The sequence below is a fragment of the Bradyrhizobium sp. USDA 4502 genome, from assembly GCF_054063355.1.
The window spans coordinates 2,405,990-2,428,161 of the sequence record NZ_JBSSGF010000001.1; the positions used below are offsets into that span (position 1 = coordinate 2,405,990).

Below are 22,172 nucleotides of genomic sequence, written 5' to 3' on the forward strand. Positions count from 1 at the left end.
CCCTTCCCGGGCGACCCTTAACAGCCGCGATTTGGACGAGCGCGGGAATTCGTCGGTGTGGACCGCGAACGGACATTAGCACCTCCAATGCCCGGCGCGTGGGGCGGCGACCATAATATGCTGCTGTCTAAAGTTTGTTCGTCCGGCGCCTCTGAATGATTGCCTCGACACTCACCGCCGGCCGCGCTCCTGCGATCGTTTTTCGCCGATCAGACAGGGCACCCGGGGCTCTTTCTCCGCGGCTGGCACGATCCCGCTCTCTTGCGTGAGGCCCGCAACTTCGCGAACAAGCTTGGTCCGGATCGCTTCCTGAAATTTTTCGCGATCTTTGATCGTCATGATGAAGGCGCCCGGCCCCCCGATCACGCAGTCCTCGTAATAGAGATCGAGATTCTCGATATCGGTCGTCGAGAGGGATGGCTCCTTCACCATGATCGGGAGGCCGTTGATAATGATGCCCTTCTCCAGGGCAGCGTCGCGGGCGCCGGTTACGGGGGCTCCGTCGTTGTTCGGCCCATCGCCGGAAATATCGATGACGCGCCGCAACCCGCGATAGGGGTTCTCTTCGAACAGCTGCACCGCAAAATCAATCGCGCCGGAAATCGAGGTACTCGAGCCGCGACGAACCGGCGCTTTCATGATCTCGGCGGCCACGGCATCCGCCGATTCCGGGCCGTCGATCACGCGCCAGGGAATGATGATCTTTTCGTCGCCCGACATCGACCACTCGAAATAGGTCACGGCCACCTTGCTGCCCGGAACGGCCCTCAGCGCCTGAAGGAAGTCTTTCGACATGATGGCCTGTGCATAGCCCTCGCGCTGAATGGCGAGTTCGTCCATATCCATCGAATAGGAGACGTCGACTGCGATAACGAGCTCGACATTGACGGGCTGTACACTGCGGTTGGTGTCGGCGAATCGAGAGTTCGGGGTCGGCGCGGCAATGCCCGCAACGTCACCTCCCACGATCGCCCCCGCAACAAGCACCGCCCCGACCGAGACACACCTGCGCATGGTGGCTCTCCCGTCCTTTCACGAGCATGGTGACACCCAGAACGCAGTCCGAAAAGCGGAAACATGCAATTGCCCGGAGCCCGCTTGGATCTCCGCTGGAGATTCTGTGCTGGCTGCGCCCTTCGGATCGCAATGCCTTACGCCAGGACACGATGAACCCCTCGCCGGAGGCACTCGGTCACGCATTTGCCTGCGGCATCGCTATCACTAATGCGCGCGCCGGGTGCCGTTATTGACCGGTCTCGGGGCTGCACTCGTTCGCGCGTCTGCCTGCGGCACCGCTATCACCTGACACGCGACCGGGTGCGTTTTCTCTGGCCTCCGCGTTGCTCCAGCGTTTGACCGTTCAGCCATTCCGGGACTGATAACAATTCTCTTATGCAGCCACACCAGACCGGTCGCTTCAAGGCCAAGCCCTACGAGCGCTTCGCGGCCTTGACCCGTCCGTTCTGGCGCGGCATGGGGCTTGGCATGGATCTCGGGCACCCGAGAACCAGCACCAAGCGATCGTTGAGAGGCTCGCTGTCTGCGATTTGCTTCGGTCTTTTTTGCTAGTGCATCGGGAGAAAATGCTCTCCGTCGCTCAATAAAGCCATGCAGCCCAGCTGGCTGCTCGCTTCTGCAGGTCTGCGACTGCTACGCATGGCTGTTGCGAGTTGCCCCAACGAGCTGTCCTGGGGAAAGAAGCCGAGCAGGTCCGGGCTCCCGACCATGGTCGGCATGGGGGGCCCAGAGCTCCAGGCTGGCGGTCTCGGATGAGAAAGGAAGGCAGGACGCAGGCGAACCCTCAGTTCAAGGAAGGTAACTCTTGGCCCAAACCGAACGTTATGCCGGTGCCGCATGTCTCGGAAGGGCCAAGCACCGACTTGGCGGGGAGGGCAGCCCTTGGCGCAAAGCGGTCATTCTGCCGGACCCGCACGTCTCTGCAGGGCCAAAGGCTGACGTTACGCTCGGCTCTCCGGCGGGGTCACAATAGGTTGGGCAGGACGATGACTGGGATTGCGCTGGCACTCCGGGCGGTGCAGACCGCGGCCGTTCCTTGCCGGCAAGCGGGGGATCACGATTGTGTACGGTCGTAGGCGGCGCTAGACTCCTCCGGCTAAGGATCGGCGCTCTCTGGGAGGTCGATATGGAGCTGGCGGACTGGCTGCGACGCCTGGGGTTAGACCAGTACGAAAGCGCATTTCGTGAGAACGACGTGGACACGGAGACGCTGCTCAGCTTGACGGCAGAGGATTTGCGTGAGCTCGGCGTCACGTCACTGGGACATCGCAAGAGGCTCCTCTCGGCGATCGCCGCCTTATCCCAGCCGCGTGACGGAGCGGTGGAGGACGATCGCGGGCTGCCGGTGGCGGAAGTCAGTTCCTCGCCGCCGTCGAGGAAAATGGAGCGCGCCGAGCGCCGTCATCTGACAGTGATGTTCGCCGACCTTGTCGGGTCGACTGCCCTCTCGGTGCGTCTAGACCCCGAGGACATGAGAGAGATCCTTGCGGCCTACCACCAGGCGGTTGCAGCAGCGGTGGCGCGCTTCGAGGGATACATCGCCAAGCTTATGGGCGACGGCGTACTCGTCTATTTCGGCTGGCCGCAGGCACATGAGGACGAGGCCGAACGTGCCGTGCGCGCCGGGCTTGCAATCGTGGAAGCCGTAGGGAGGCTAGACAAACGAGCGGGTGTCGCCCTTTCCACGCGTGTCGGGATCGCAACCGGGCCGGTCGTCGTTGGCGACCTCATCGGGGAAGGGGCTGCCCAGGAAGAGGGAGTTGTTGGGGCCACGCCCAACTTCGCAGCGCGTTTGGAGCAGCTCGCAGAACCCGGTGCTGTGGTGATCTCCGAAAGCACACGGCGCCTCCTTGGCAGCTGGTTCACACTCACCGATCTGGGCCTGCAGCAGATCCGAGGGATCGAAGCCCCGCTACCGGCGTTCCGCGTTCTTGGCGAAGCGGCAGCCGAGGGTCGGTTCGAGGCCTTGCGACGCGCCGATGTTGGCCCGCTGATCGGACGCGAACACGAACTCGCTCTCCTCCTCGACCGCTGGGAGATGGCCAAAAGCGGCGAGGGTCAGGTCGTGCTGCTATCCGGCGAGGCCGGCATCGGCAAGTCTCGGATCGTCCTTGCACTCCGTGAGCGTCTCCGAAACGAACCTCGCTTCCGCATCGGGTATTACTGTTCGCCCCATCATGCCAACAGTGCGCTCTGGCCCGTGGTCACCCAGCTCCAGAGGGCGGCCGGGTATCTCCGAGAGGATGCACCCTCATTAAAGCTCGAAAAGCTGGAGCGGCTTCTCGGCACGGCCGGCGAGTTCGGGGAAGACGCGGCGCTGTTGCTCGCCGAGCTGATGGGGCTGCCGCTCAGTGGAGGCTACGCGGCGCCAGGAGGGACGCCGCAAGAGAAGAAGGCGCGGCTCTTTGGCATACTCTTGGCACAGATGGAGGGGCTTTCGCGGCAGCGGCCGATGCTCGTCGTCCTGGAGGACGCGCATTGGCTCGATCCCACGTCGGCGGAGCTGTTCGAGCGAATTGTGGACAGGATCCGGGTTCTGCCAATCCTTCTCGTCACAACCTTGCGGCCTGACGTGCCGACGTCTTGGACGAATTTTCCGCACGTCACATTACTCAGTCTCAACCGCCTCGGGCGGCCAGCATCCCGAACGCTCATCCAGATGGCGGCGGGTGAACGGTCGCTTCCGCCAATCGTGATCGAAGCCATTCTCTCCCGTACGGAGGGTGTGCCTCTGTTCGTCGAGGAATTGACGAAAGCGGTCATCGAATCGGCGATCTGGAAGACAACGGCTGGCGGCAGCGATCTCGAGCTCGCCGGACCACTTCCGCCGCCGGCCATTCCGGCGACGCTGCAGGATTCGCTCATGGCGCGTCTCGACCGCCTGGCTCCGGCACGCGAGGTAGCACAGATCGCCGCCTGCATCGGTCGGGAGTTCGATGAGGACGTCGTCAGGGCGGTCGCCGGATATCCCGAGGCGCAGCTGGCGGCGGCGCTTGGTCAGCTCTGCCAGGCGGGACTCATCCAACGACGTGGGACGCCGCCCCATCATACGTACAGCTTCAAGCACGCGCTTGTCTGCGACGCGGCCTACGCCACCTTGCTCAAATCGTCCCGTCAGCAGCTGCATGCGCGCGTCGCACAAGCGATCGAGCGGTTGCGGCCAGAGATCGCGGTGGGCCAGCCCGAGATCGTCGCCCATCATTTTATTGAAGGCGCACTGCCCGACCAGGGGGCAATTTATCTGATGGCCGCCGGTCGGCTGGCAAAGGCGCGGCATGCTGTCAAAGAAGCTGTATCCCAACTTGAAACGTGCCTGCAGCTTACGACCCGTCCTCGAGGGGATGCAGCGCCGCCCGCCCGGCGCATCGAGCACGAGTGCCTCCTGATGCTCGGTGACTTGGCCGGCGTCGACGACGACCTTGATGGAGCGAACGCCTACTACGAGCGCGCCATGGCGCTTGGCGAGACCGACGCTGACCGCGACCGCGCGCGCAAGTGCATTCATCGTGCCAAGTACGCAGTACGGGAGGGTGCACGCCTCGTCTTCTACGAGCACGGCAGCGGCGAGCCGACCGTCGTTTTCATAAATCCGATCGTATACGGGCTTGCGACCTTTGAGCCGATTCTCGAGCAGCTTTGCCAGGAATTCCGTGTCATCACGGTCGACTGCCGCGGTGCCGGACGATCCGACCCTCTCGTGCGTCCTTACTCAACCCTCCAACACATGGAGGACCTCCGCGCGATCATCCACGCGGCCGCCGCCGCCCCAATCATCGGCATTGGCATCTCGCGCGGCTCAAACCTGCTCATCCAGCTTACTCATAGGCACCCGGAACTCGTCGGAAAGATCGTGACGGTGGGCACGCCGATGATTGGAACGCTGCCGAACGGGCGTCCGGTTTTTAACCCGGATTACACAGCGCTTCGTCAGGACGCCTATGCGCGGGGCGCCGTTGAGGAACTAGTTCGCTTGCAAACACGGTATGTCTACAGCGAGCCAGATACCGACGAGCTACGGCGGATGGCCTCCGAGCGCATGTGCAGGTTGCCGATTGAGACGATCCTTAGCTTCTACGATCCGGACCCAGGCATGGACATCGCGCCGCTGCTCGAATCGATCGCCGTCCCAACCCTCGTTACCCACGGCCGGGAAGACCGGCTCGTCACATGCGATGCCAGCGTATTCATCGCGTCTCGCATTGTCGGCGCGCAGCTCTATCTCTTCGACGGCAGGGGACACAACCCGATGTTCTCGGCTACGGACGAGTTTTGCGATGTGCTTCGCAATTTCATTCGGACAGGACGCGCGGAAAGAACGTTTCGAGGATCGGCGGCGGCGTGAACCAAGGTCTCAAACAACTGCCTGGCCGCGCAGAGCATGAGCGGCGCCCGAATACAAACGTCACCGACGCGCAGCAAATGTCTCAATTCGGTCAAACTGCGACTTGGCGGGGAGGGCAGCTTCTGGCGCAAAGCGGACATGTATATCGGCGTCGGAGTCGAGTGAGCGGTGCGAGCGATGATCGTACAAACTGAACCCGCGCTTTCCTGATCGTTGACGGTACTGAAAGCTATGCAGCGCGACTACGAGCGGTAGCCGTCCCGGCTAGCCACGTGCGGCCACTTAGCCGATTGACTCCGATACTTGCCGAAGTCGCCATTCTTCCGACCAGAACGAATTTTCCTGTGAATTCAGCATCAAGAAGTTAGGGCGGGCATACCGTCGGGATTTGTCCGCCAGCTTTGAGAGTTTGTGCTTGCAAATCAACGCCGTAGTGTCGTTCTAAATGATTGAGTGGGAGTAGTGACGGACGTCATGCGGCCGTCCAAGTTACCATCTCTCGGAGAATAGCTTCGAAGACCAAGACGGAAAGGCTTTGCCGATCAAGCTATGGGACTGGGAGTATTCATTCATCGGCTGGACTCGATCTATGAGGACAGTCCAGCCGAACAATATCAATTTCCCAGCCAGTATTTGCGTCGCGTAGAAGCCTGCGTTGGTGATTGGATAATTTACTACGAACCGCGCAAGGTCGCGGAAACACGGGGCTACTTTGCGATTGCAAAGGTTCAACAAGTTATTCCGGACCCCGGGGCGCCTGGGATGTACCTCGCGCTGATTGAGCCGGGAAGCTATCTCGACTTTGCGAATCCGGTTCCTTTCAGCGAACCAACTGGGCGACCGATAGAGCGAGGCGTTCTCAACGATGAGGGGCGGATTTCGGGACGCGCTCAATCGGCGGTGCGGCCAATCTCTCCTGAAGATTTCAGTAGAATCGTTGGACTCGGCCTTGAGGAAAAGGCTCCTTTACTGCCTCGGCTCGACGATGAAATACCGCTGCGGTCTCTTGCAGAGGAGCAGGTGCCTTTCACATATGACCAGCAGCGCGATCGCGTTAGTATTACCATGTCGAGGATTTTGCGCGATCGCGTCTTCCGACGTGTCGTCCTGCGCGCCTATGATGAACGGTGCGCCATCACGGGACTGAAACTCATCAACGGAAGAGGCCGGGCGGAGGTTGCTGCCGCACACATTCGGCCGGTGGAAGCGAGCGGGCCTGATGTTATCAGCAATGGGATCGCGCTTTCAGGCACGGCGCATTGGATGTTTGATCGGGGCTTGATCAGCTTGGCCGATGATTTGGAGATATTAATCTCGCGACAGACAAATGATCCGGAAGGGATACGATCGATAATCAACAAGTCCGGTCAGGCGCTTGCGCCTCAGCGCATGTCTGACCGTCCGCATCCGCATTTTCTAAGGTGGCACCGCGAGCATTGCTTTAAGCAATGAGTCCGTAGCAATGCATCGGCAAGCGTAGCCCGGATGAGCGAAGCGATATCCGGGCCACGTCCTATCCGCGTGTCGTGGTGTCCCGCATATCGCTGCGCTCGTGCGGGCTACTCACCTCGACCTGACGTTCGTACCGTCTATGCCGGCAAAAGACCCGCGGCGCGATAATTGTCGATCATCGCGTCGTAGAGCGAAATATCGGAGCGGCTTCTGGCGACGAGCTGCGCGCCGGCGACGGCGGCGAAGATGGCGCGGGCCCGCTGTTCGCTCTTTCTCGAACTGACCAGGCCCGCGGCCACCAACAACTTGCTCAGCCACGCCACGTTGACGTCGGCAAAGGTCTGGACCTCCTTCTTCACCACGTCCGGCAGGTCGTCGACTTCTGCCGACATGAAGCTGCAGAGGCACATGCGGTTGTTGCTCTCGAGCGCTTTGCGAAACACATCGGGATATCGACGCAGGCAGCGGACAGGATCGGCCGTTTCTGCCAGCATCGACTCGAGTTGGGCGGCGGTGTCCTCCCAGTAGCGCCGCGCGACGGCCACGCCGAGATCGGCCTTGCTCGGAAAATGGTGATAGATGCTGGCGGCCTTGATCCCGACTTCCTCCGCGAGATCGCGGAAAATCAAGCCGCCATAGCCGCGTGCCTGCGCGGTCCGCTTTGCTGCCGCCAGGATGGCCTCCCGAGAGCTCGAACTCACTTCGTTGCCTCACTGCTTCGTTATCTACCAAGTGACAGATAGGCGTTGACCGGCCTGATTTGAAGGCTAATTTTGCCCTACCAAGTGACAGGTAGACAGGAGTCATAATGAAGATTTACGATTGGCCAACTGGCCCATATCCGGCCCGCGTTCGCATCGCTTTGGCCGAGAAGAACCTGAGGTCGCAAGTGGAGTTCGTATTGGTCGATCTCTACAAGGGCGAGCACAAGAAGCCCGAATTCCTCGCCAAGAACTACTCCGGCACGCTGCCGGTGCTCGAACTCGACGACGGGGCGTTCATTGGCGAGTGCACGGCCATTACCGAGTACCTTGACGCGCTCAATGGCGCGCCGACGCTGACCGGCAGGACGCCGCGCGAAAAGGGTGTGATCCACATGATGAGCAAGCGCGCCGAACTGGAACTGCTCGATGCCATCAGCGTCTATTTCCACCACGCCACGCCGGGTCTCGGGCCTCATGTCGAGATCTATCAGAATCCCGAATGGGGATTCCGTCAGTGCGACAAGGCCCTCAGGGGGATGCACTACTTTGACGGCATTCTGAAACGACAGCCGTTCGTCGCCGGCGAGGCATTCACGATGGCCGATATCACCCTCATAGGCGGCTTGATCTTCGCGGGGCTGGTGAAGGTGCCGGTGCCGATGGAGTGCGAGGCTCTTTTGGCATGGTATGCAGTGATGCAGGAGCGTCCCAGCGTGAAGAACCGGATAACGATGTCCGAGCCGATCGAGGCATCTTGATTAAGATCGTCGTTTGCGAACACCGCCCTCGCGAGTCTTACGCGAGGGCGGATCGTCAGGATGGCAAGCGTAGCCCGGATGAGCGCAGCGACATCCGGGGCATTTTCTATCCGCGCGTCGCGGGTGCCCCGCATATCGCTGCGCTCATGCGGGCTACTCACTTCTCGGTCAAATCACACGGCCGGGATCAATCACTGCTCCTTCTTGAACAAATCCTGGAAGATGAGCGGGCCCCAAGTGCGGCCGCGTGCGTGCACCAGCGCGCCACCCTCGTTGAGCCTTCCCAGCTTGACGGGTGCGAACCCGAGTTGCTTCGCCAAGGCCGCCACAGGCGCGACCGCGTCCTCGTCGTCACCAGACAGCAAGACCACCCGGTGCCCACCCTCGACGATCGGATCGGCAGCCAAGATGGCCGCAATCAGGTGATTGAACCCTTTGACGAGCTTGGCGCCGGTGAACGCCTTCGCGACGAAGGCGGAGGACGGCAGGCCGTCCAGCTCTTCAGGGACTGGAAACGCGTTCATCGCGTCGATCACCGTCTTGCCTTTCCAGCTCGGCAGGGCCTTCGCGACCTCGCGATGCTCCCCGAACGGGACCGCCAGGATGATTGTGTCGGCCTCGAGCGCTTCCCGCAACGACTTGGCGACGACCGTGGGTCCAATCGCCCGAGCCTGCGGCGCCAACGCCTCGGGCGGCCGGCGGCTCGCGACGGTCACGTCGATGTTCTTACGGGCGAAGGCGTGGGCGAGGGCCTGGCCTATCTTACCGAATCCTACAATCGCGTAGCTCATAGTGCTTCTCCGATCCGTGTTGATTCGATTTCAGATGGCCGAAAAACCGCCGTCGACAGACAAATCCACCCCATTCACGAAGCTCGAATCGTCTGAGGCAAGAAACAGCGCGGCCGCCGCAATTTCCTCGGGACGACCCATCTTTCCGCGCGGGATCAGGGATTCGAACATCCGCTTCGCCGCCTCGTCGAGAACCTGGTCCTGCATCGGTGTGGCGATCGGCCCCGGGCTCAGCACGTTCACCCGGATATTCCTGCCCTTCAGTTCGTTGAGCCAGGTGCGCGCGAATGAGCGCAACGCCGCCTTGCTTGCCGCATACACGCCGTAACCGGGAAAGCCCTTTACCGACGCGACCGACCCGGTCATGAAGATCGATCCGCCATCGTTGAACAGCGGCAACGCCTTCTGAACCGCAAACAGCGTTCCGCGCGTATTCAGGTTGAAGGTCGCATCGAAATGCCGCTCGGTAATCTCGCCCAGAGGGACGGCTTCGCCCATGCCGGCGCTCGCGTACAGGACGTCGATCCTGCCCTTTTCCCGCTTGACCGTGTCGAACAGACGATCGAGGTCGTCGAGATTGGCCGCGTCGCCGCGCACGCCGGTTACGTTCCGGCCGATCAGCCTGACGGCCTCGTCGAGCACCTCCTGCCTTCGGCCCGTGATGAAAACATATGCGCCTTCTTCAACGAACCGCCTGGCGCTCGCCAGCGCCATGCCGCTCGATCCACCCGTGATGACTGCAACCTTACCTTCAAGCTTTCCCATGACTTCTCCTTTCGTCGTGCCGGACAGCGTCTCTGGTCCCATTTGCCAGATGGCCCTCGAGAACCTCGACGTAGCTCCGCCGGCGTCAGGCGTTGAGTGCGGAAGCGCGCACATCGGTGGTGCGAAATCGATCCGGCCGGATGACTGACGCCAGCCGCGACGATTGGTGTCCGCCGTTCGGAATTGGGGCGCGTTTGTCGGCGTGGCTATTCGGCTTGGGCTATGATGATCGCCCGTGCTACCCACATACGAGATGCTGTTCGACGTACTGGAGACGGGCTTTGGAAGGCGCACCCCAGCGGTGCTGGATTGCACCATGATCGACTGGGATGACGTTCGCTACTTTCTTGCCGTCGCGCGCGGAGGCTCGGTGCGGGCTGCCGCCGAGCGCCTCGGGGTGAACCACTCGACCGTGCTGCGACGCGTCGCCCAACTGGAGGAGCGGCTCGGAGCGCAGATGTTCGAGAAGCTGCCTTCGGGCTACCGCCTGACGGCTGCGGGTGAGGAGGTCCTCGAACTCGCGGACCAGATGGAGGCCTCGTCGCACCAGCTGGAGACGCGCGTCTTCGGCCGCGACCAGGGCGTGCGCGGGCTTCTGCGGGTGACGCTGGCGCCGCCCCTCGCGACACACCTGCTCATGCCGGACTTCTCCGATTTCGCGCGACTGCATCCGGATATCGAGATGGAAATCTTGTCGTCCGGCGAGCTGGCAAATCTGACCAACCGGGAGGCCGATGTAGCGATCCGCGTCGTCTACGACCGCAAAACCCTGCCGCTCAATCTTCACGGCTTGAAGGGACCGGAGCTGTTCGGAGGCATCTACATATCCCGCGATCGACTGGCCGCGTGGCGCGCGGGCGCGCCTGACCCCGTCAGGTGGATCGTCATAAGTATTCACGGAATCCCGGACTGGGCCCACGAGGGTGAGGTTCGCGCCGCCGAGGTTCCGTTCAGGGCCACAGATGCCGCGGCGCAGATCGTCGCGGTGCAGCAGGGGATCGGCATGACGACGCTGCCGTGCTTCGTCGGAGATGCCGACCCGCTGCTGGTGAGGGTGCCGGGCACCGACTTGCACATGTACGGAACGCTCTGGCTTCTCACACAGGGGGAGACACGCAAGACGAAGCGCGTGCGGCTCTTCACGGAGTTCGTATCCCGCAGGCTCACCGCATACGCGCCGCTTCTCGCCGGACTGTCCGTATCACGCGACTGACGCGCGGGCAGGTCGCCGATGGCGCTTGCCGCAATCCGGTCGGAGGCGAGCTGCGATTGCACCAAGCGAAAATCGCGGTCAATTCCCTTGCGCTGCTGACGGTAGCAAAGCGTAGCCCGGATGAGCGAAGCGATATCCGGGGCATTTCTATCCGTGTGTCGCGTGGTGCCCCGCATATCGCTGCGCTCATGCGGGCTACTCGCTGTTTCATCGTCGCGATGGCACACCACGGCGGTCAAGCAGCTAGGAGGCCGCCCGACCGATCGATGCGCGCTGAGCGATCAATATGGGCCCGGCTCGCAGGGGACATTGTTGCCGGTCCAGGGCGCGGTGGCGAATGAACCGACGCGCGGCGCCGGAATGCAGGCGCGACCGTCGACATAGACGGGCTCGGTCGGCGCGGCGGCGCTCGCCTCCGCGACGTGGCGGGACATCGCGTGGGTTTCACGCGCCATTGCCGGCGACGCGATCATGGCAACCGCGATCAAGGAAGCCGACAGGAGTTTGACGTTGGTCATGGAGTTTCTCCGTTTTGTTTATGGGGCCGAGGAGTCTGGCCTCGTCAGATATTTGTGCACGGCGACGGCGGACTTGAATGCAATCATCACTCACGCCGGCTCAACGCTGCGTGAGCAATGCGATCCTCGCCGTTGTGTCGCGCGATGCAGACCATCACCGACAGGCCGGATGAACGAAGCGTAATCCATCACGTCTTCGCGTGATGATCGTGAGGGTGCGTTACGTGCGCGTTGACGCTCCTACGGGTTCAGCAAGCGTAGCCCGGATGAGCGAAGCGATATCCGGGGCGTGTCGTGGCGTCCCGCATATCGCTGCGCTCGTGCGGGCTACCCGTGCCTAGGAACTTTCGGACGCAAACGCCGCACAAAACTCCGTCACGGCGCGAGCTCCGCTCGGACCTCGCCGAGCAGCGCCATGCCGCCGAGCCGGCCCAGTTCGTCCGAACATTTTGCGCTCTTGCCGTAGCAGCAGAAGGCGACTGTGACGCGCTCTGAAAGTGGTCCGATGCAGGGCAGGCCGCTGTCGCCGAATGTGGTCATGCAAGGCACGACGCGGCGCTCCTCGAAAGCGAGGTCGCGAATGCGGTCAAGGATCTGTTGTTGAAGCCGATCGGCAACCTCAATCGATCCGCCCGAGCGGAACCAGTTCTTGATATCGGCCTCGCTGCCGAGCGGAAGATCGACCGGATCGCCGCCGAGCTTCAGCCAGGTCTGGCCGTCCGGATAGCGGATCGGAGGCAGGATGTAGGGATTGTCGCCCTTGGGCCCGAGACAACGCATCGACGGCATTCCGGCCAGGCGTTGAACCTCCGCCGCACCAAGCCGGAACAGCGCCGCGGTCCGCCCATAGACCGTAAAGCCCAGGGAGCGGCCGAGCAGCGATTGGGTGTGCCCGCCCGCCGCAACCAGAACGCGCTCGGCCTCGACGCTCCCCGATCGCGTCCGGATCGTGACGCCGGAGCCGCTTTCCGAAATCCCCAGCGCGGGTTCGTCGATGATCCGGGCGCCGGCGCGTTCCGCCGCGATCGTCTGCGCGCGGACCAGGCGGCGCGGGCTGATGTATCCGGCATTGTGCGGCTCGAAATAACCCTGCATTCCCGCCGTCGATTTCAGAAACGGAAAGCGCTCCGCGAGCCCCGCATCATGATAGGCTTCACACCGGATCCCGTCTTCGGCACAGATCCTGCCGATCGAAGCAACATCGCTGGTTTCGCTGCGGCCGATGTGAAGTGCTCCAGCTTCCCGATAGAACTCCACGCCGCTCTCCGCTGCAATCTCGCCGTAGCGCGAAATCGCGGCGCGGTTCGCTTGCCGCCAGAACGGCCCCGGATCGTAACTCCGCGTGATGCGGCCCTCGTCATAGTGGCTGCCGAAGACGCCGCCATGGCGCGAAAAATCCCGCCGGCTCATCGGGCCCGATCAGCGCAACATCGTGGCCCATCTTGCTCAGATGCCGCGCAGCTGCCGATCCGATCAGGCCGCGTCCGATCACCGCAAGTTTGATCGCTTGATTGGGGCTCACGAAGAAGTCCTGCGCTCTGCCTGCATCGGCAGTGTGAGATCGACCATGTCATTTCCGATGCCCTGGCAGCAAGCATAATCCAGCTGAGCGCGCAGGTGGACCGGCGAAGCGTAATCCGCCACATCTTGAAGCCGGCCGCGAGGCAGCAGGTTACGCGTTCGGCTAACCCGGCCCCGATTTCCCGCGAGACTCTTCGCGACTGCCGGGAAGTCGGCGCAAGCCGGCGTCTGACGACGCTGTTTTTCCGCGCGAACGCTCCACTGAGCGAACTTGAAACAAATAGTCACGGTGATTTCACTCGCGCTGAACGGCGTTATATGAGATGATGCAACCAAGGGTTAACATGGTGCATCTTCACCGGCAGGAGGGCGAAATGAGCGACCAGATGATCGAGGCGACGACAAGTCCGGCACAGATCGTTCAACAGGCGGCAAAAAAATATCTCGACATCAGCAACGCCCCTGGCTGCTGCATCGCGGTCTATGACGAAAAGTCGTTCGGCACCAAGGGCTACGTCTACCCCAAGGGACTGTCAGGCGTGGCCGGCTCTTCGCCCGCGCCATTCAGTGTCACGACCGACACGGTGTTCGAGATCGGATCGGTGACCAAGGTGTTCACCAGCACATTGCTGGCGGTGGCGGTCAAGGCTGGTGGGCCCACTCTTGACGATACCATCGGCCCTTATCTGAACCTCTTCAGCGCGAACGCGGTGGGAACGCCGGTGCTGGACGCCATCCAGCTCGTGCAATTCGCCACCCATACCTCCGGCATGCCGGAGCAGCCGGGGGACGGCTTGACTGGCTACAGCGAGCAGCTGTTTGCGGACGAGCCGCCCTCCAGTGAACTCATCAACTGGTGGAATCAATATGATACGCCGCCGCAAGGCTGCTGGCAGTATTCCAACATCGGCTTCGTGACCTTGGGCTTTGCGGTCACGCAGATGTTTGCGAAAGACAAGGGCCATAACTACAACGAAATTTTGGCCGAATACGTCACCGGTCCACTCGGCATGAAGCAGACCGGAGCCGTGCTCAATTCGTCGTGGAAGATCGCGCAGGGATGTATCGGGCATTGGAGCAAGAGCTCCGAGCCGCCATACCAGATCGTCTTCGACCGCAACACGCCGACCGGCGGCACGGCCTTTGATCTGAAGACCACCGGCGACGATATGATCAGGTTTCTCGCGGCGCAGATCGCGGCCCCGAACGGGCCGCTCGGGTCGCAAATCGCGCTGACGCAGCAGAACCAGGGGACATTCCCCATCTGCGGGGAGAAGACCAGCGTCACCATGGGCCTCGCCTGGCAGATCACCACGGACGCGCAGGGCCATACCGTTTTCACAAAGAACGGCGCGACGAGCAGAGGCGGATTCGAAGCGATCGTGATCGTCGTGCCGGAACTGCAATGCGGTGTCGCGGTGCTGAGCAACCAGTATTTCGATGCGTCCCGCGTGCACCCCGCGGGGATCGCACCCGGCCGCACCGCACTGGAGATTATTTCGCAGCTTCATCCAGGCTTCGAACTGACCGAACCGCTGCCAGAACACGATCCATTCGACTAGCAAACCTGGCCCGGACGAGTGCACCGATGTCCGGCGGCTTTGTCGTCTGCGCGAGAGCGCTGTCCCTGTTGTCGCCAACCTCAGCCGGTCGGTGGTTTACCCGTGTTAACCGCCAACTGAGCCTCGAAAGCGCGCTGGTAAGCCGGCCGGGCTTCGCCGCGGGCGACATAGGCGGACAGGCCCGGATATTCTTCGAGAATGCCCGATGCTCTCAGCCTGAGCAGCACCGACACCATCATCAGGTCGCCCGCGCTGAACGCGCCGTCGAGCCAGTCGGCCTTGCCGAGGCGGGGGGAGAGTTGCGTCAGCCGGTCGCGGATGCGATCCATGACCAGCGGCAGGCGGTCTTTGGTCCAGGGCTTGTCGCTCTCCAGAATCCTGGCGGTCATGAGTTCGAGGATCGGCGGTTCCACCGTGTTGACCGCGGCAAACATCCAGGTGATCGCGCGGGCGCGGGCATTGGCATCGCCGGGCAGCAGGCCGGCATGACGCTCGGCGATATGGAGCACGATCGAGCCTGTCTCGAACAGCGCCAGATCACCTTCCTCATAGGTCGGAATCTGGCCGAAGGGATGCAGCGCCAGATGCGCGGGTTCCTTCATCGCCTGGAACGAAACAAGGCGAACCTCGTAAGGCTGGCCCGTTTCTTCCAGCGCCCAGCGAACGCGCGTATCGCGCGCCAGTCCCTTGCCGCCATCGGGCGACCGTTCGAAGGCGGTAATGATGGGCGTCATCGTTTCTCTCCATGTCCTTGCGTCCTGAGGACGAGCGGGCGGCGCGCGCCCCGACAGCTGATTCCGGAATATTTTGGCCAAGCCTAGCCCGGATGAAGCGCAGCGAAATCCGGGACCGGTCCTGCCAAAGGCGAGAACCCGCAGGGACGACGATTGGGGATGGAGGCCATGCCACACACTCACTGTCGTCCTGGCGAAAGCCAGGACCCATTACCCCAAATCTCAATTGTTATGCGACGCTGGGGCCGTGATCCCGTTCCCAATCAGTTGCGGTGGTTATGGGTCCTTTCGCCAGGACGACGATCGGGTGTAGAGGCGGGTGTTGTGACGAACGAGGTTCCGCAAATATTTTTCATCAGCCTGTTGCCGCGATGTCGGCTGCCGTCTTCGCCAATCGTCCTTTGCGCGCAAACAAGGAGACTGCCATGACCGATCTCGTTACATGCCTCTGGTTCGATCAGGGCCGGGCGCGCGAAGCGGCGGAGTTTTATGCTGCGACGTTTCCCGACAGTCATGTCGGCGCAGGCCATCAATCGCCGATACCGGGCATCGGGCAGGGCGAGGAGCTGACGGTCGAGTTCACCGTGCTCGGCCGCCGCTTCGTGGGGCTGAACGGCGGCTCGAACTACGTGCCGAACGAGGCGGTCAGTTTCATGGTGCTCACCGACAGCCAGGAGGAGACCGACCGCTACTGGAATGCGGTCACTTCCAACGGCGGCAAGGAGTTGCCATGCGGCTGGTGCCGGGATCGCTGGGGCTTTGCCTGGCAGATCACGCCGCGGCGGCTGCTTGAGCTCGTCAACAGCGCCGACCGCGCCGCCGGCAAGCGCGCGATGGAGGCGATGATGACGATGAAGAACATCGACATCGCCGCGATCGAGCGCGCGGCGGCGGGGTAATCCGCGTGGTGGAATGATTTGGCCCGGGCTCGATAGTCAGGTGTCCGATCGAGCCGGTATGTGCGGCGCGCGGCCATTTGCGTTGCGGCGTGCGCTCGCCGCGACGATCACCCCGGCGCAAACGCGGGATGTGCCTGGTGCTGTCGCGTGATACGAAATTCGCATTCGCAGCTCTGGAGCCAGTCCTGATGTCCGTCGCAGCCGCCGCCAATCAACAGCAAAATCTCACCGCCGCCGAATCCGATCCGCAGACGCTTGGCTGGATGCAGGGCTTTCCGCCGCCGCAGGACAGGACCATCACCTTCCAGAACGGCTCGTTCCGCAGCTTCCCCGAATTGCGCTGGGCTTGGAGCAACATCCGCCAGCTGGTGCCGACCGTGAATGTCTGGCGCGGGGCAGGGCCGGCGTCGGTGCTGCCGCGCGAAGACCATGATATCGGCGCGTCGGCATCGGTGACGATGGACGGCCGCCCGATGACCTTCGCGCGCATGCTCGAGGAGACCTATGCCGACGGCATCGCCGTGCTGCACCGGGGCAAGCTGATCTACGAGCGCTATTTCGGCGCCCTGAGGTCGCACAAGCCGCACATCGCGATGTCGGTGACCAAATCGTTCACCGGCGCGCTCGCCGGCATCCTGATTGCGGAGGGCAAGATCGATCCGCAGGCGCCGATCACCGATTACGTGCCGGAGCTGAAGGCAAGCGCGTTCGGCGATGCCCGCGTGCACGAGGCGATGGATATGACCACCGGCCTCAAATACACCGAGGTCTATACCGACAAGAATTCCGACGTGTGGGGGCTGCGGCGCGCCAACGGCATGGCGCCGATCGAGCCGGGCTATGAGGGCGCGACCAATATCTTCGATTTCCTCTGCGCGCAGCAGAAGCTGGGTGAGCACGGCAAGGCGTTCGCCTACAAGACCGTCAACACCGACGTGCTGGCCTGGATCTGCCGCCGTGCCAGCGGCATGACCTTATCGGACCTGCTCTCCGAGCGGATCTGGGCCCCGATGGGCGCCGAGGAGGATGCGCATTATCACGTCGATCGCATCGGCACCGAAAGCGGTGGCGGCGGATTGTCGACGACGCTGCGCGATCTTGCCCGGTTCGGCGAGACGATCCGCAACCACGGCCGCTTCAACGGCCGCCAGATCGTACCGTCTCAGGTGGTCGAGGACATCGCGCGCGGCGGCGATCCCGGGAAATTCAAGCCTGCCGGCTACACCACGCTGCCAGGGGCATCCTACCGCAATCAATGGTGGGTGACGCACAATGCGCACGGCGCCTTCATGGCGCGCGGCGTTTATGGCCAGGGCCTCTATATCGATCCGAAGGCCGAGATGGTGATCGCGCGCTACGCTTCGCACCCGGCCGCCGGCAACGCGGCCAACGACCCTGTGACGCTGCCGGCCTACATGGCGCTGGCCAAGGATCTGATGGCGGGAGGGTAGGACGAAGGCAGGTTGGTTCGCTCGCGCAAGACGCGTAGCCCGGATGAGCGCAGCGATATCCGGGGCCTTTCCGTCTGCTGATCGCGGCTTGTCCCGCATGTCGCTTCGCTCATGCGGGGCTACGATCACGTCCGCGAGATTTTGTCGAAGCGCTTGATCAGGCGCTCCCGCTTGATGCGGGACAGCCGCCTGATCCAGAACACGCCGTCGAGCTGATCGATCTCGTGCTGATGGCACACGGCGCGCAGGCCGTCGGATTCCTCGGTCTGCATGTTGCCGTCGAGATCCTGATAGCGGATGCGGACGCGGGCGTGACGCTCGACCTCGTCGTTGACCCCGGGCATCGAGACGCTGCCTTCCTTGTGCAGGATTATCTCGGGCGAGGTCCGGATGATCTCCGGATTGACATAGGTCCGCGCGCCCTCGCTGGCATCGAGCTCGAGCACCACGACGCGCAGGGATACGCCGATATGCGGCGCGGTGATGCCGATGCCGGGCGCCGCGCGCATGGTCTCGAGCAGGTCCTGCGCCAGTTCGCGCAGCGCCTCGTCGAACATGGTCACCGGCTCGGCCGGCAGTGCAAGGCGCGGATCGGGATAGCGCACGATGGGGCGAATGGTCATGCCCGTGTCTTAGGCCAGTGCATCGCGCCGGACAACATGCTGATCCCGGGCACCGCGTGCGGCGCGCCGTTCAGAGATGCTTTTCGAAGAACAGATCGGGGTAGGGGTCGTCGTTGAAGCGCGGGATCTCGGTCCAGCCCGTCCTGCGATAGAGCTGGCCGGCTTCCGGCAGCGCGCTGTTGGTGTCGAGCCGCAACACCGCGATGCCGAGCTCGCGTGCGGCCTGCTCGGCTGCGTCCATCAGGCGGCGGCCAAGGCCGAGGCTGCGCGCGCCAGGTGCGACCCAGAGCCGCTTGATCTCGGCGAACTCGCCGCCGCTGCCCTTCAGCCCGACACAGCCGATCGGCAGGCCGTCCGACATCGCCACGATGAAGCTGCCGCGTGGGCGCACCATGTCCTTGGCCTCAGGGTCGCGCGACAGCTTGACGTCAAAGCCTTTCTCGAATCGCCGCGCCAGTTCGGCGTAATATTCGCCGAGGCAGTAGCGCGCCTCGTCGCTGCGCGGATCCATCTCATCGAGGGCGGTGCCGTCGCGGCCGAGCGCCGATGCGATCAGGTCCATCGCCGCCAGCAGCGCCTCGCGTTGGCTGTGGTGGGTGAGAAAGTCCTTGGCCTGCCGGTTGGAGATCGCCTCATAGGCGTTGAACTCGCGCCTACCCGCCGCCGTCAGCCGTGCGATGCGGCGGCGCGCATCGTCGCCATGCGCCGTGGTCTCGATCAGGCCTTCGTCCTCGAGGCTGCGCAGCAGGCGGCTCATCAGGCCGGAATCGAGCCCGAGATAATCCCTGATCTCGCCGACATCGGCGCGGCCGTGTCCGATCGCGTTCAGCACGCGCGCCGCGCCGAGCGGCCGGCCGCGCCCGAGGAACGAGGTGTCGAGCGCGCCGACGGCGGAGGTCACGGCACGGTTGAAGCGACGGACGCGGGACACGGGGTCGAGCATATATCTGACTTTAGTCAGATATCGTCGCCGCGTCAATCGGCCGGCGATCCAGACCGAACGGAGCCCTGCCGCCTAGTGCAGAGGCCATGCGATAGGCGACGCGCATCAGCCTGGGACGCAGCGGCGCGAAGTCAGCCGCTGCGTCGTCTCGTGCCGTTTCCGCGGTCACGCCGCGGCCGTCCTGGCCTTGATCACGTGCGGATCGACGAAGCCGCCAAAGCCGACCGCGATCCGGTTCCAGCCGTTGATGATGTTGATCAGCAAGGTCACCTTGACCTGCTCCTCCGGCGTGAAATGCGCCTTCAGCGTCTCGTAGGCTGCGACGTGGGTATGCTGCTCGCAGATCCGCGTCAGGGCCTCGGTCCAGCCGAGCGCGGCGCGCTCGCGATCGGTGTAGCAGGGCGCTTCGCGCCAGGCCGACAGCAGGTAGATGCGCTGCTCGGTCTCACCCTCATCGCGGGCAAATGTCGTGTGCAAATTGATGCAATTGGCGCAGCCGTTGATCTCCGAGGCGCGGATCTTCACGAGCTCGGCGAGCTTCGGCTCGAGGCTGGAGGAGATCGCAACCGACGCGTCGAACCAGATCTTCATGATCTTGGGGGCGGCGGCGAGCGGATCAAGTCTGACAGTCATGGTCGGTTTCCCTGGGTTGGTTGACGACATCATGACGAACGAGGAACGGCGAATGTGACATGCCGGCGCGATATTCTCATCTGCCGCGGCGCTATTGGGGCGCGAGATCGCTCGCCGCTTGCCGAAGTTCTTGCAGCAGCTCTGTTTCCCATTGCGAAGGATCCGTCAGGAACCGCGCGAGATTGTCGAAACAATAATACCCGAACTCCGACTTCGATCGCGCGGCGGAGGTCGCGGCTGCGCGCGCCAGCAATCGCGCCGCATATTGCTTCGCCGTCATCAGGCTCGCCGCATGCTCGGCCATCTTCGCCATTCGCCAGAGCGCCGAGTGACCGATGGCATTGCCGAGATCACCGAAATAGAACCCTTCCGCGAGCTCCAGGCGAGCACTCGCGTCGCCTGCGTTCTCCAGCATCAACGGAGCGATCTTCTCGAAAAAGAAGTTCTCGTGGTCGGTATCGACCAGCCCGTAGTAGCGCAGCAGGACATCGTTGCTCGTTTTGTCCAGGCGCGCGAGGCACCATGCGGCGTAGCCGAACAGCGCGGTCGGAATCTCGTCTCCGTAAGGATCGTACCAGGCGTTGGCATGCGGTCCGATGTGCGTGCATACCGCGTCGATCAGCCTTCGGATCGCAGGCGCGGCGCCGGGGCAGTGCTTCGCGACATGCGTGAAGAACTTCTTCTCGTTGAGCCGCTTGCCATCGCAACGGAACACCGCCTGCAGGTGGTTGTCGTAGGGACGCTCGTTGATATCGGGACCGATCTGCGCCGTGAGCGCATCGATGGCCGCGATACAATCGGGCTCGCTCATCGAGGCGAGATCGACGGCGTAGGTGCTGAACCGCTTGGCGAGCGTCTCGGCCTTCTTGGCGAGCGCGGCATCCTTGTCCTCGTCTTGCGGCTCGGGAGGCGCGGGCCTGAAATGATCCTCGGTTACGGGCACCGCCCGGACGCGGTGTACCGGATCGCCTGGCGCGCCGGAGACCGTCACCATCCCCTCCGTGAACCGCATATCGAGGCGACGGTCCGGCAGGGGCGTCGCCTCCGACCAACCGCGAGCGTTGACCAGCCAGGGGCGGCTGTCCATCCCGAACCGTTCCAGCATGATCTTGGGCGAGACCGTACCGTCCACGCCGACACAGGCGACGAAGTCTTGCCGCTTCAACCAGAAGGCCTGGCCATCGCCTTGCCAGCCGATCACGTCGCGCTCGGAGAGTTCGAAGTCGCGCAGATTGCTGCTGACATTGGCGTAGTGGCCGTTCGGATCCGGCCACAGACCGGGATGCGATGTCGCGCTGATCCGGTTGGTCGTGAGCGAGCCCTCCTGATCCAGCAACTGCGACACCGTGCGGTAGATCCCGCCGCGCTGCGGCGGCAATCCTTGCTTGCGCCGGTCGTAGTCGATGTGGCCGTTGTCGGGCAGCCCTTCCGCCTGCATCCACATCGGCGCGACGGAATGCAACCGCCGCAGCGGAAACGCCTGCCAGATCTCGACGGCAAAGCTGAAATACTCCCGCTGCGCTGTGGTGTCTCTGCCCAGCATTCGCGAGACGAGTGAGGCCTCCTCGGTGAGCATTGGAAGGCGGGAGTTGTCGGCGCGCAACCAATAGCGGCCGCATGGGCTCGAGCGGATCAGGAACGACCTCGCCCGCGATCCCTCGCAGCTCGACACCTCGTGATGGCCCGTCTGAGGATCGATGCGCAGCAGCAGCGCGATAATTCCATTGTCGTGCCGGAACGCCGAAACCAGAATCCGGCCAGCCTGGTCCAGAACCGGCGGGCACAGCGAGTTGCCGCTCGGCATGTCCAGAACCGAGCGGACGATCGCCCTGCGCTCGAGGTCGATGACATGCAGGTCAGTCGCGTTCGCGGCGTGATAAAGCAGGAGATAGACGAACCGGCCATCCTTGCTCTGGAGAAATCCGTAACTCAGATAATCGTCGCGCGCGTCCTTTCCGTCGTGGCCGCGGGCCCAGGGCGTTTGCAGCCGATCGACGAGTTGGCGATGCGCGAGATCATAGAAGATGAATCCAGCGTCGGTGTTGAAGAACCAGGCGATGCCATCCGGCAGCAGCCCGGCATTCCGCGCGGGCCGCTGGCCGAGGGCAGGACGCATGATCCAGTCATCCTGGCCGTCGACCTGGATTGCGAAGTACTCGGTGTTGCCGATTCTGCGGATGGAATTCACGATCGGGTAACCCTGCGAAGCCGCCTCGTCGTCCCGGGTTGCTTCTTTATATGCGAGC

At 63.0% G+C, this 22,172-nt stretch carries 19 protein-coding genes; 7 read left to right on the top strand and 12 right to left on the bottom strand.

Annotated elements, in window-relative coordinates; translation table 11 throughout:
- Positions 1-171: 171 nt before the first annotated feature.
- Positions 172-1,014, bottom strand: coding sequence for a DUF1194 domain-containing protein (locus ACVW1B_RS10775; protein WP_253609022.1), 843 nt, complete (start codon positions 1,012-1,014; stop codon positions 172-174).
- 1,129 nt (positions 1,015-2,143) lie between these two features.
- Between ACVW1B_RS10775 and ACVW1B_RS10780 the strand changes: the two genes are divergently transcribed.
- The gene (locus ACVW1B_RS10780; protein WP_456821599.1) at positions 2,144-5,359 is read left to right on the top strand and encodes an alpha/beta fold hydrolase; all 3,216 of its coding nucleotides are present in this window, start codon (positions 2,144-2,146) and stop codon (positions 5,357-5,359) included.
- 549 nt (positions 5,360-5,908) lie between these two features.
- Positions 5,909-6,811 carry an HNH endonuclease gene (locus ACVW1B_RS10785; protein WP_253609005.1) on the top strand — a complete coding sequence of 301 codons (903 nt, stop codon included), beginning with the start codon at positions 5,909-5,911 and terminating at the stop codon, positions 6,809-6,811.
- Positions 6,812-6,948: 137 nt separating this feature from the next.
- Here the strand turns inward: ACVW1B_RS10785 and ACVW1B_RS10790 are convergent, their stop codons facing one another.
- The gene (locus ACVW1B_RS10790) at positions 6,949-7,512 is read right to left on the bottom strand and encodes a TetR/AcrR family transcriptional regulator (protein ID WP_253609004.1); all 564 of its coding nucleotides are present in this window, start codon (positions 7,510-7,512) and stop codon (positions 6,949-6,951) included.
- Positions 7,513-7,619: 107 nt separating this feature from the next.
- On the opposite strand from ACVW1B_RS10790, the gene ACVW1B_RS10795 reads away from it, so the two are divergent.
- Positions 7,620-8,273 (top strand): glutathione S-transferase, encoded by a 654-nt coding sequence (locus ACVW1B_RS10795; RefSeq protein ID WP_253609003.1) that lies wholly within the window; start codon positions 7,620-7,622, stop codon positions 8,271-8,273.
- Between the two features lie 191 nt (positions 8,274-8,464).
- On the opposite strand, the gene ACVW1B_RS10800 is transcribed toward ACVW1B_RS10795, so the two are convergent.
- Positions 8,465-9,064 carry an NADPH-dependent F420 reductase gene (locus tag ACVW1B_RS10800; protein WP_253609002.1) on the bottom strand — a complete coding sequence of 200 codons (600 nt, stop codon included), beginning with the start codon at positions 9,062-9,064 and terminating at the stop codon, positions 8,465-8,467.
- 30 nt (positions 9,065-9,094) lie between these two features.
- Positions 9,095-9,829 (bottom strand): SDR family NAD(P)-dependent oxidoreductase, encoded by a 735-nt coding sequence (locus ACVW1B_RS10805; RefSeq protein ID WP_253609001.1) that lies wholly within the window; start codon positions 9,827-9,829, stop codon positions 9,095-9,097.
- Positions 9,830-10,145: 316 nt separating this feature from the next.
- On the opposite strand from ACVW1B_RS10805, the gene ACVW1B_RS10810 reads away from it, so the two are divergent.
- Complete coding sequence (locus ACVW1B_RS10810; RefSeq protein WP_253609000.1) at positions 10,146-11,042, top strand: LysR family transcriptional regulator; 897 nt, start codon at positions 10,146-10,148, stop codon at positions 11,040-11,042.
- A gap of 281 nt (positions 11,043-11,323) precedes the next feature.
- On the opposite strand, the gene ACVW1B_RS10815 is transcribed toward ACVW1B_RS10810, so the two are convergent.
- The 3 genes from ACVW1B_RS10815 to ACVW1B_RS10825 all read right to left on the bottom strand — a co-directional run bounded on the left by ACVW1B_RS10815 (position 11,324) and on the right by ACVW1B_RS10825 (position 13,082).
- Positions 11,324-11,560, bottom strand: a complete 237-nt coding sequence (locus ACVW1B_RS10815) for a hypothetical protein (protein WP_253608999.1) — start codon at positions 11,558-11,560, stop codon at positions 11,324-11,326.
- Positions 11,561-11,935: 375 nt separating this feature from the next.
- Positions 11,936-12,970, bottom strand: coding sequence for an FAD-dependent oxidoreductase (locus ACVW1B_RS10820; protein ID WP_456821600.1), 1,035 nt, complete (start codon positions 12,968-12,970; stop codon positions 11,936-11,938).
- Complete coding sequence (locus tag ACVW1B_RS10825) at positions 12,918-13,082, bottom strand: FAD-dependent oxidoreductase (protein ID WP_456821601.1); 165 nt, start codon at positions 13,080-13,082, stop codon at positions 12,918-12,920. The genes ACVW1B_RS10820 and ACVW1B_RS10825 overlap by 53 nt, the downstream gene beginning before the upstream one ends.
- 373 nt (positions 13,083-13,455) lie before the next feature.
- Between ACVW1B_RS10825 and ACVW1B_RS10830 the strand changes: the two genes are divergently transcribed.
- Positions 13,456-14,643, top strand: coding sequence for a serine hydrolase domain-containing protein (locus ACVW1B_RS10830; protein ID WP_253608997.1), 1,188 nt, complete (start codon positions 13,456-13,458; stop codon positions 14,641-14,643).
- Positions 14,644-14,723: 80 nt separating this feature from the next.
- On the opposite strand, the gene ACVW1B_RS10835 is transcribed toward ACVW1B_RS10830, so the two are convergent.
- The gene (locus ACVW1B_RS10835; protein ID WP_253610030.1) at positions 14,724-15,377 is read right to left on the bottom strand and encodes a glutathione S-transferase family protein; all 654 of its coding nucleotides are present in this window, start codon (positions 15,375-15,377) and stop codon (positions 14,724-14,726) included.
- Between the two features lie 425 nt (positions 15,378-15,802).
- Here ACVW1B_RS10835 and ACVW1B_RS10840 point away from each other — a divergent pair, with 425 nt between their 5' ends.
- Together ACVW1B_RS10840 and ACVW1B_RS10845 are read left to right on the top strand one after the other, a co-directional pair.
- Positions 15,803-16,276: a VOC family protein gene (locus ACVW1B_RS10840; protein ID WP_253608996.1), complete on the top strand. Its 474-nt coding sequence runs from the start codon at positions 15,803-15,805 to the stop codon at positions 16,274-16,276.
- 188 nt (positions 16,277-16,464) lie between these two features.
- Complete coding sequence (locus ACVW1B_RS10845; protein WP_456821602.1) at positions 16,465-17,727, top strand: serine hydrolase domain-containing protein; 1,263 nt, start codon at positions 16,465-16,467, stop codon at positions 17,725-17,727.
- A gap of 125 nt (positions 17,728-17,852) precedes the next feature.
- Here ACVW1B_RS10845 and ACVW1B_RS10850 read toward each other — a convergent pair whose 3' ends face one another.
- The 4 genes from ACVW1B_RS10850 to ACVW1B_RS10865 all read right to left on the bottom strand — a co-directional run bounded on the left by ACVW1B_RS10850 (position 17,853) and on the right by ACVW1B_RS10865 (position 22,114).
- A complete protein-coding gene (locus ACVW1B_RS10850) occupies positions 17,853-18,350 on the bottom strand; it encodes a peptide deformylase (RefSeq protein ID WP_253608994.1) in 498 nt (165 codons plus the stop codon).
- Between the two features lie 70 nt (positions 18,351-18,420).
- Positions 18,421-19,293, bottom strand: coding sequence for a bifunctional helix-turn-helix transcriptional regulator/GNAT family N-acetyltransferase (locus tag ACVW1B_RS10855; RefSeq protein WP_141342111.1), 873 nt, complete (start codon positions 19,291-19,293; stop codon positions 18,421-18,423).
- Positions 19,294-19,458: 165 nt separating this feature from the next.
- A complete protein-coding gene (locus ACVW1B_RS10860; protein WP_253608993.1) occupies positions 19,459-19,926 on the bottom strand; it encodes a carboxymuconolactone decarboxylase family protein in 468 nt (155 codons plus the stop codon).
- A 91-nt stretch (positions 19,927-20,017) separates the two neighbouring features.
- Positions 20,018-22,114: a YncE family protein gene (locus ACVW1B_RS10865; RefSeq protein WP_456821603.1), complete on the bottom strand. Its 2,097-nt coding sequence runs from the start codon at positions 22,112-22,114 to the stop codon at positions 20,018-20,020.
- Positions 22,115-22,172: the final 58 nt, after the last annotated feature.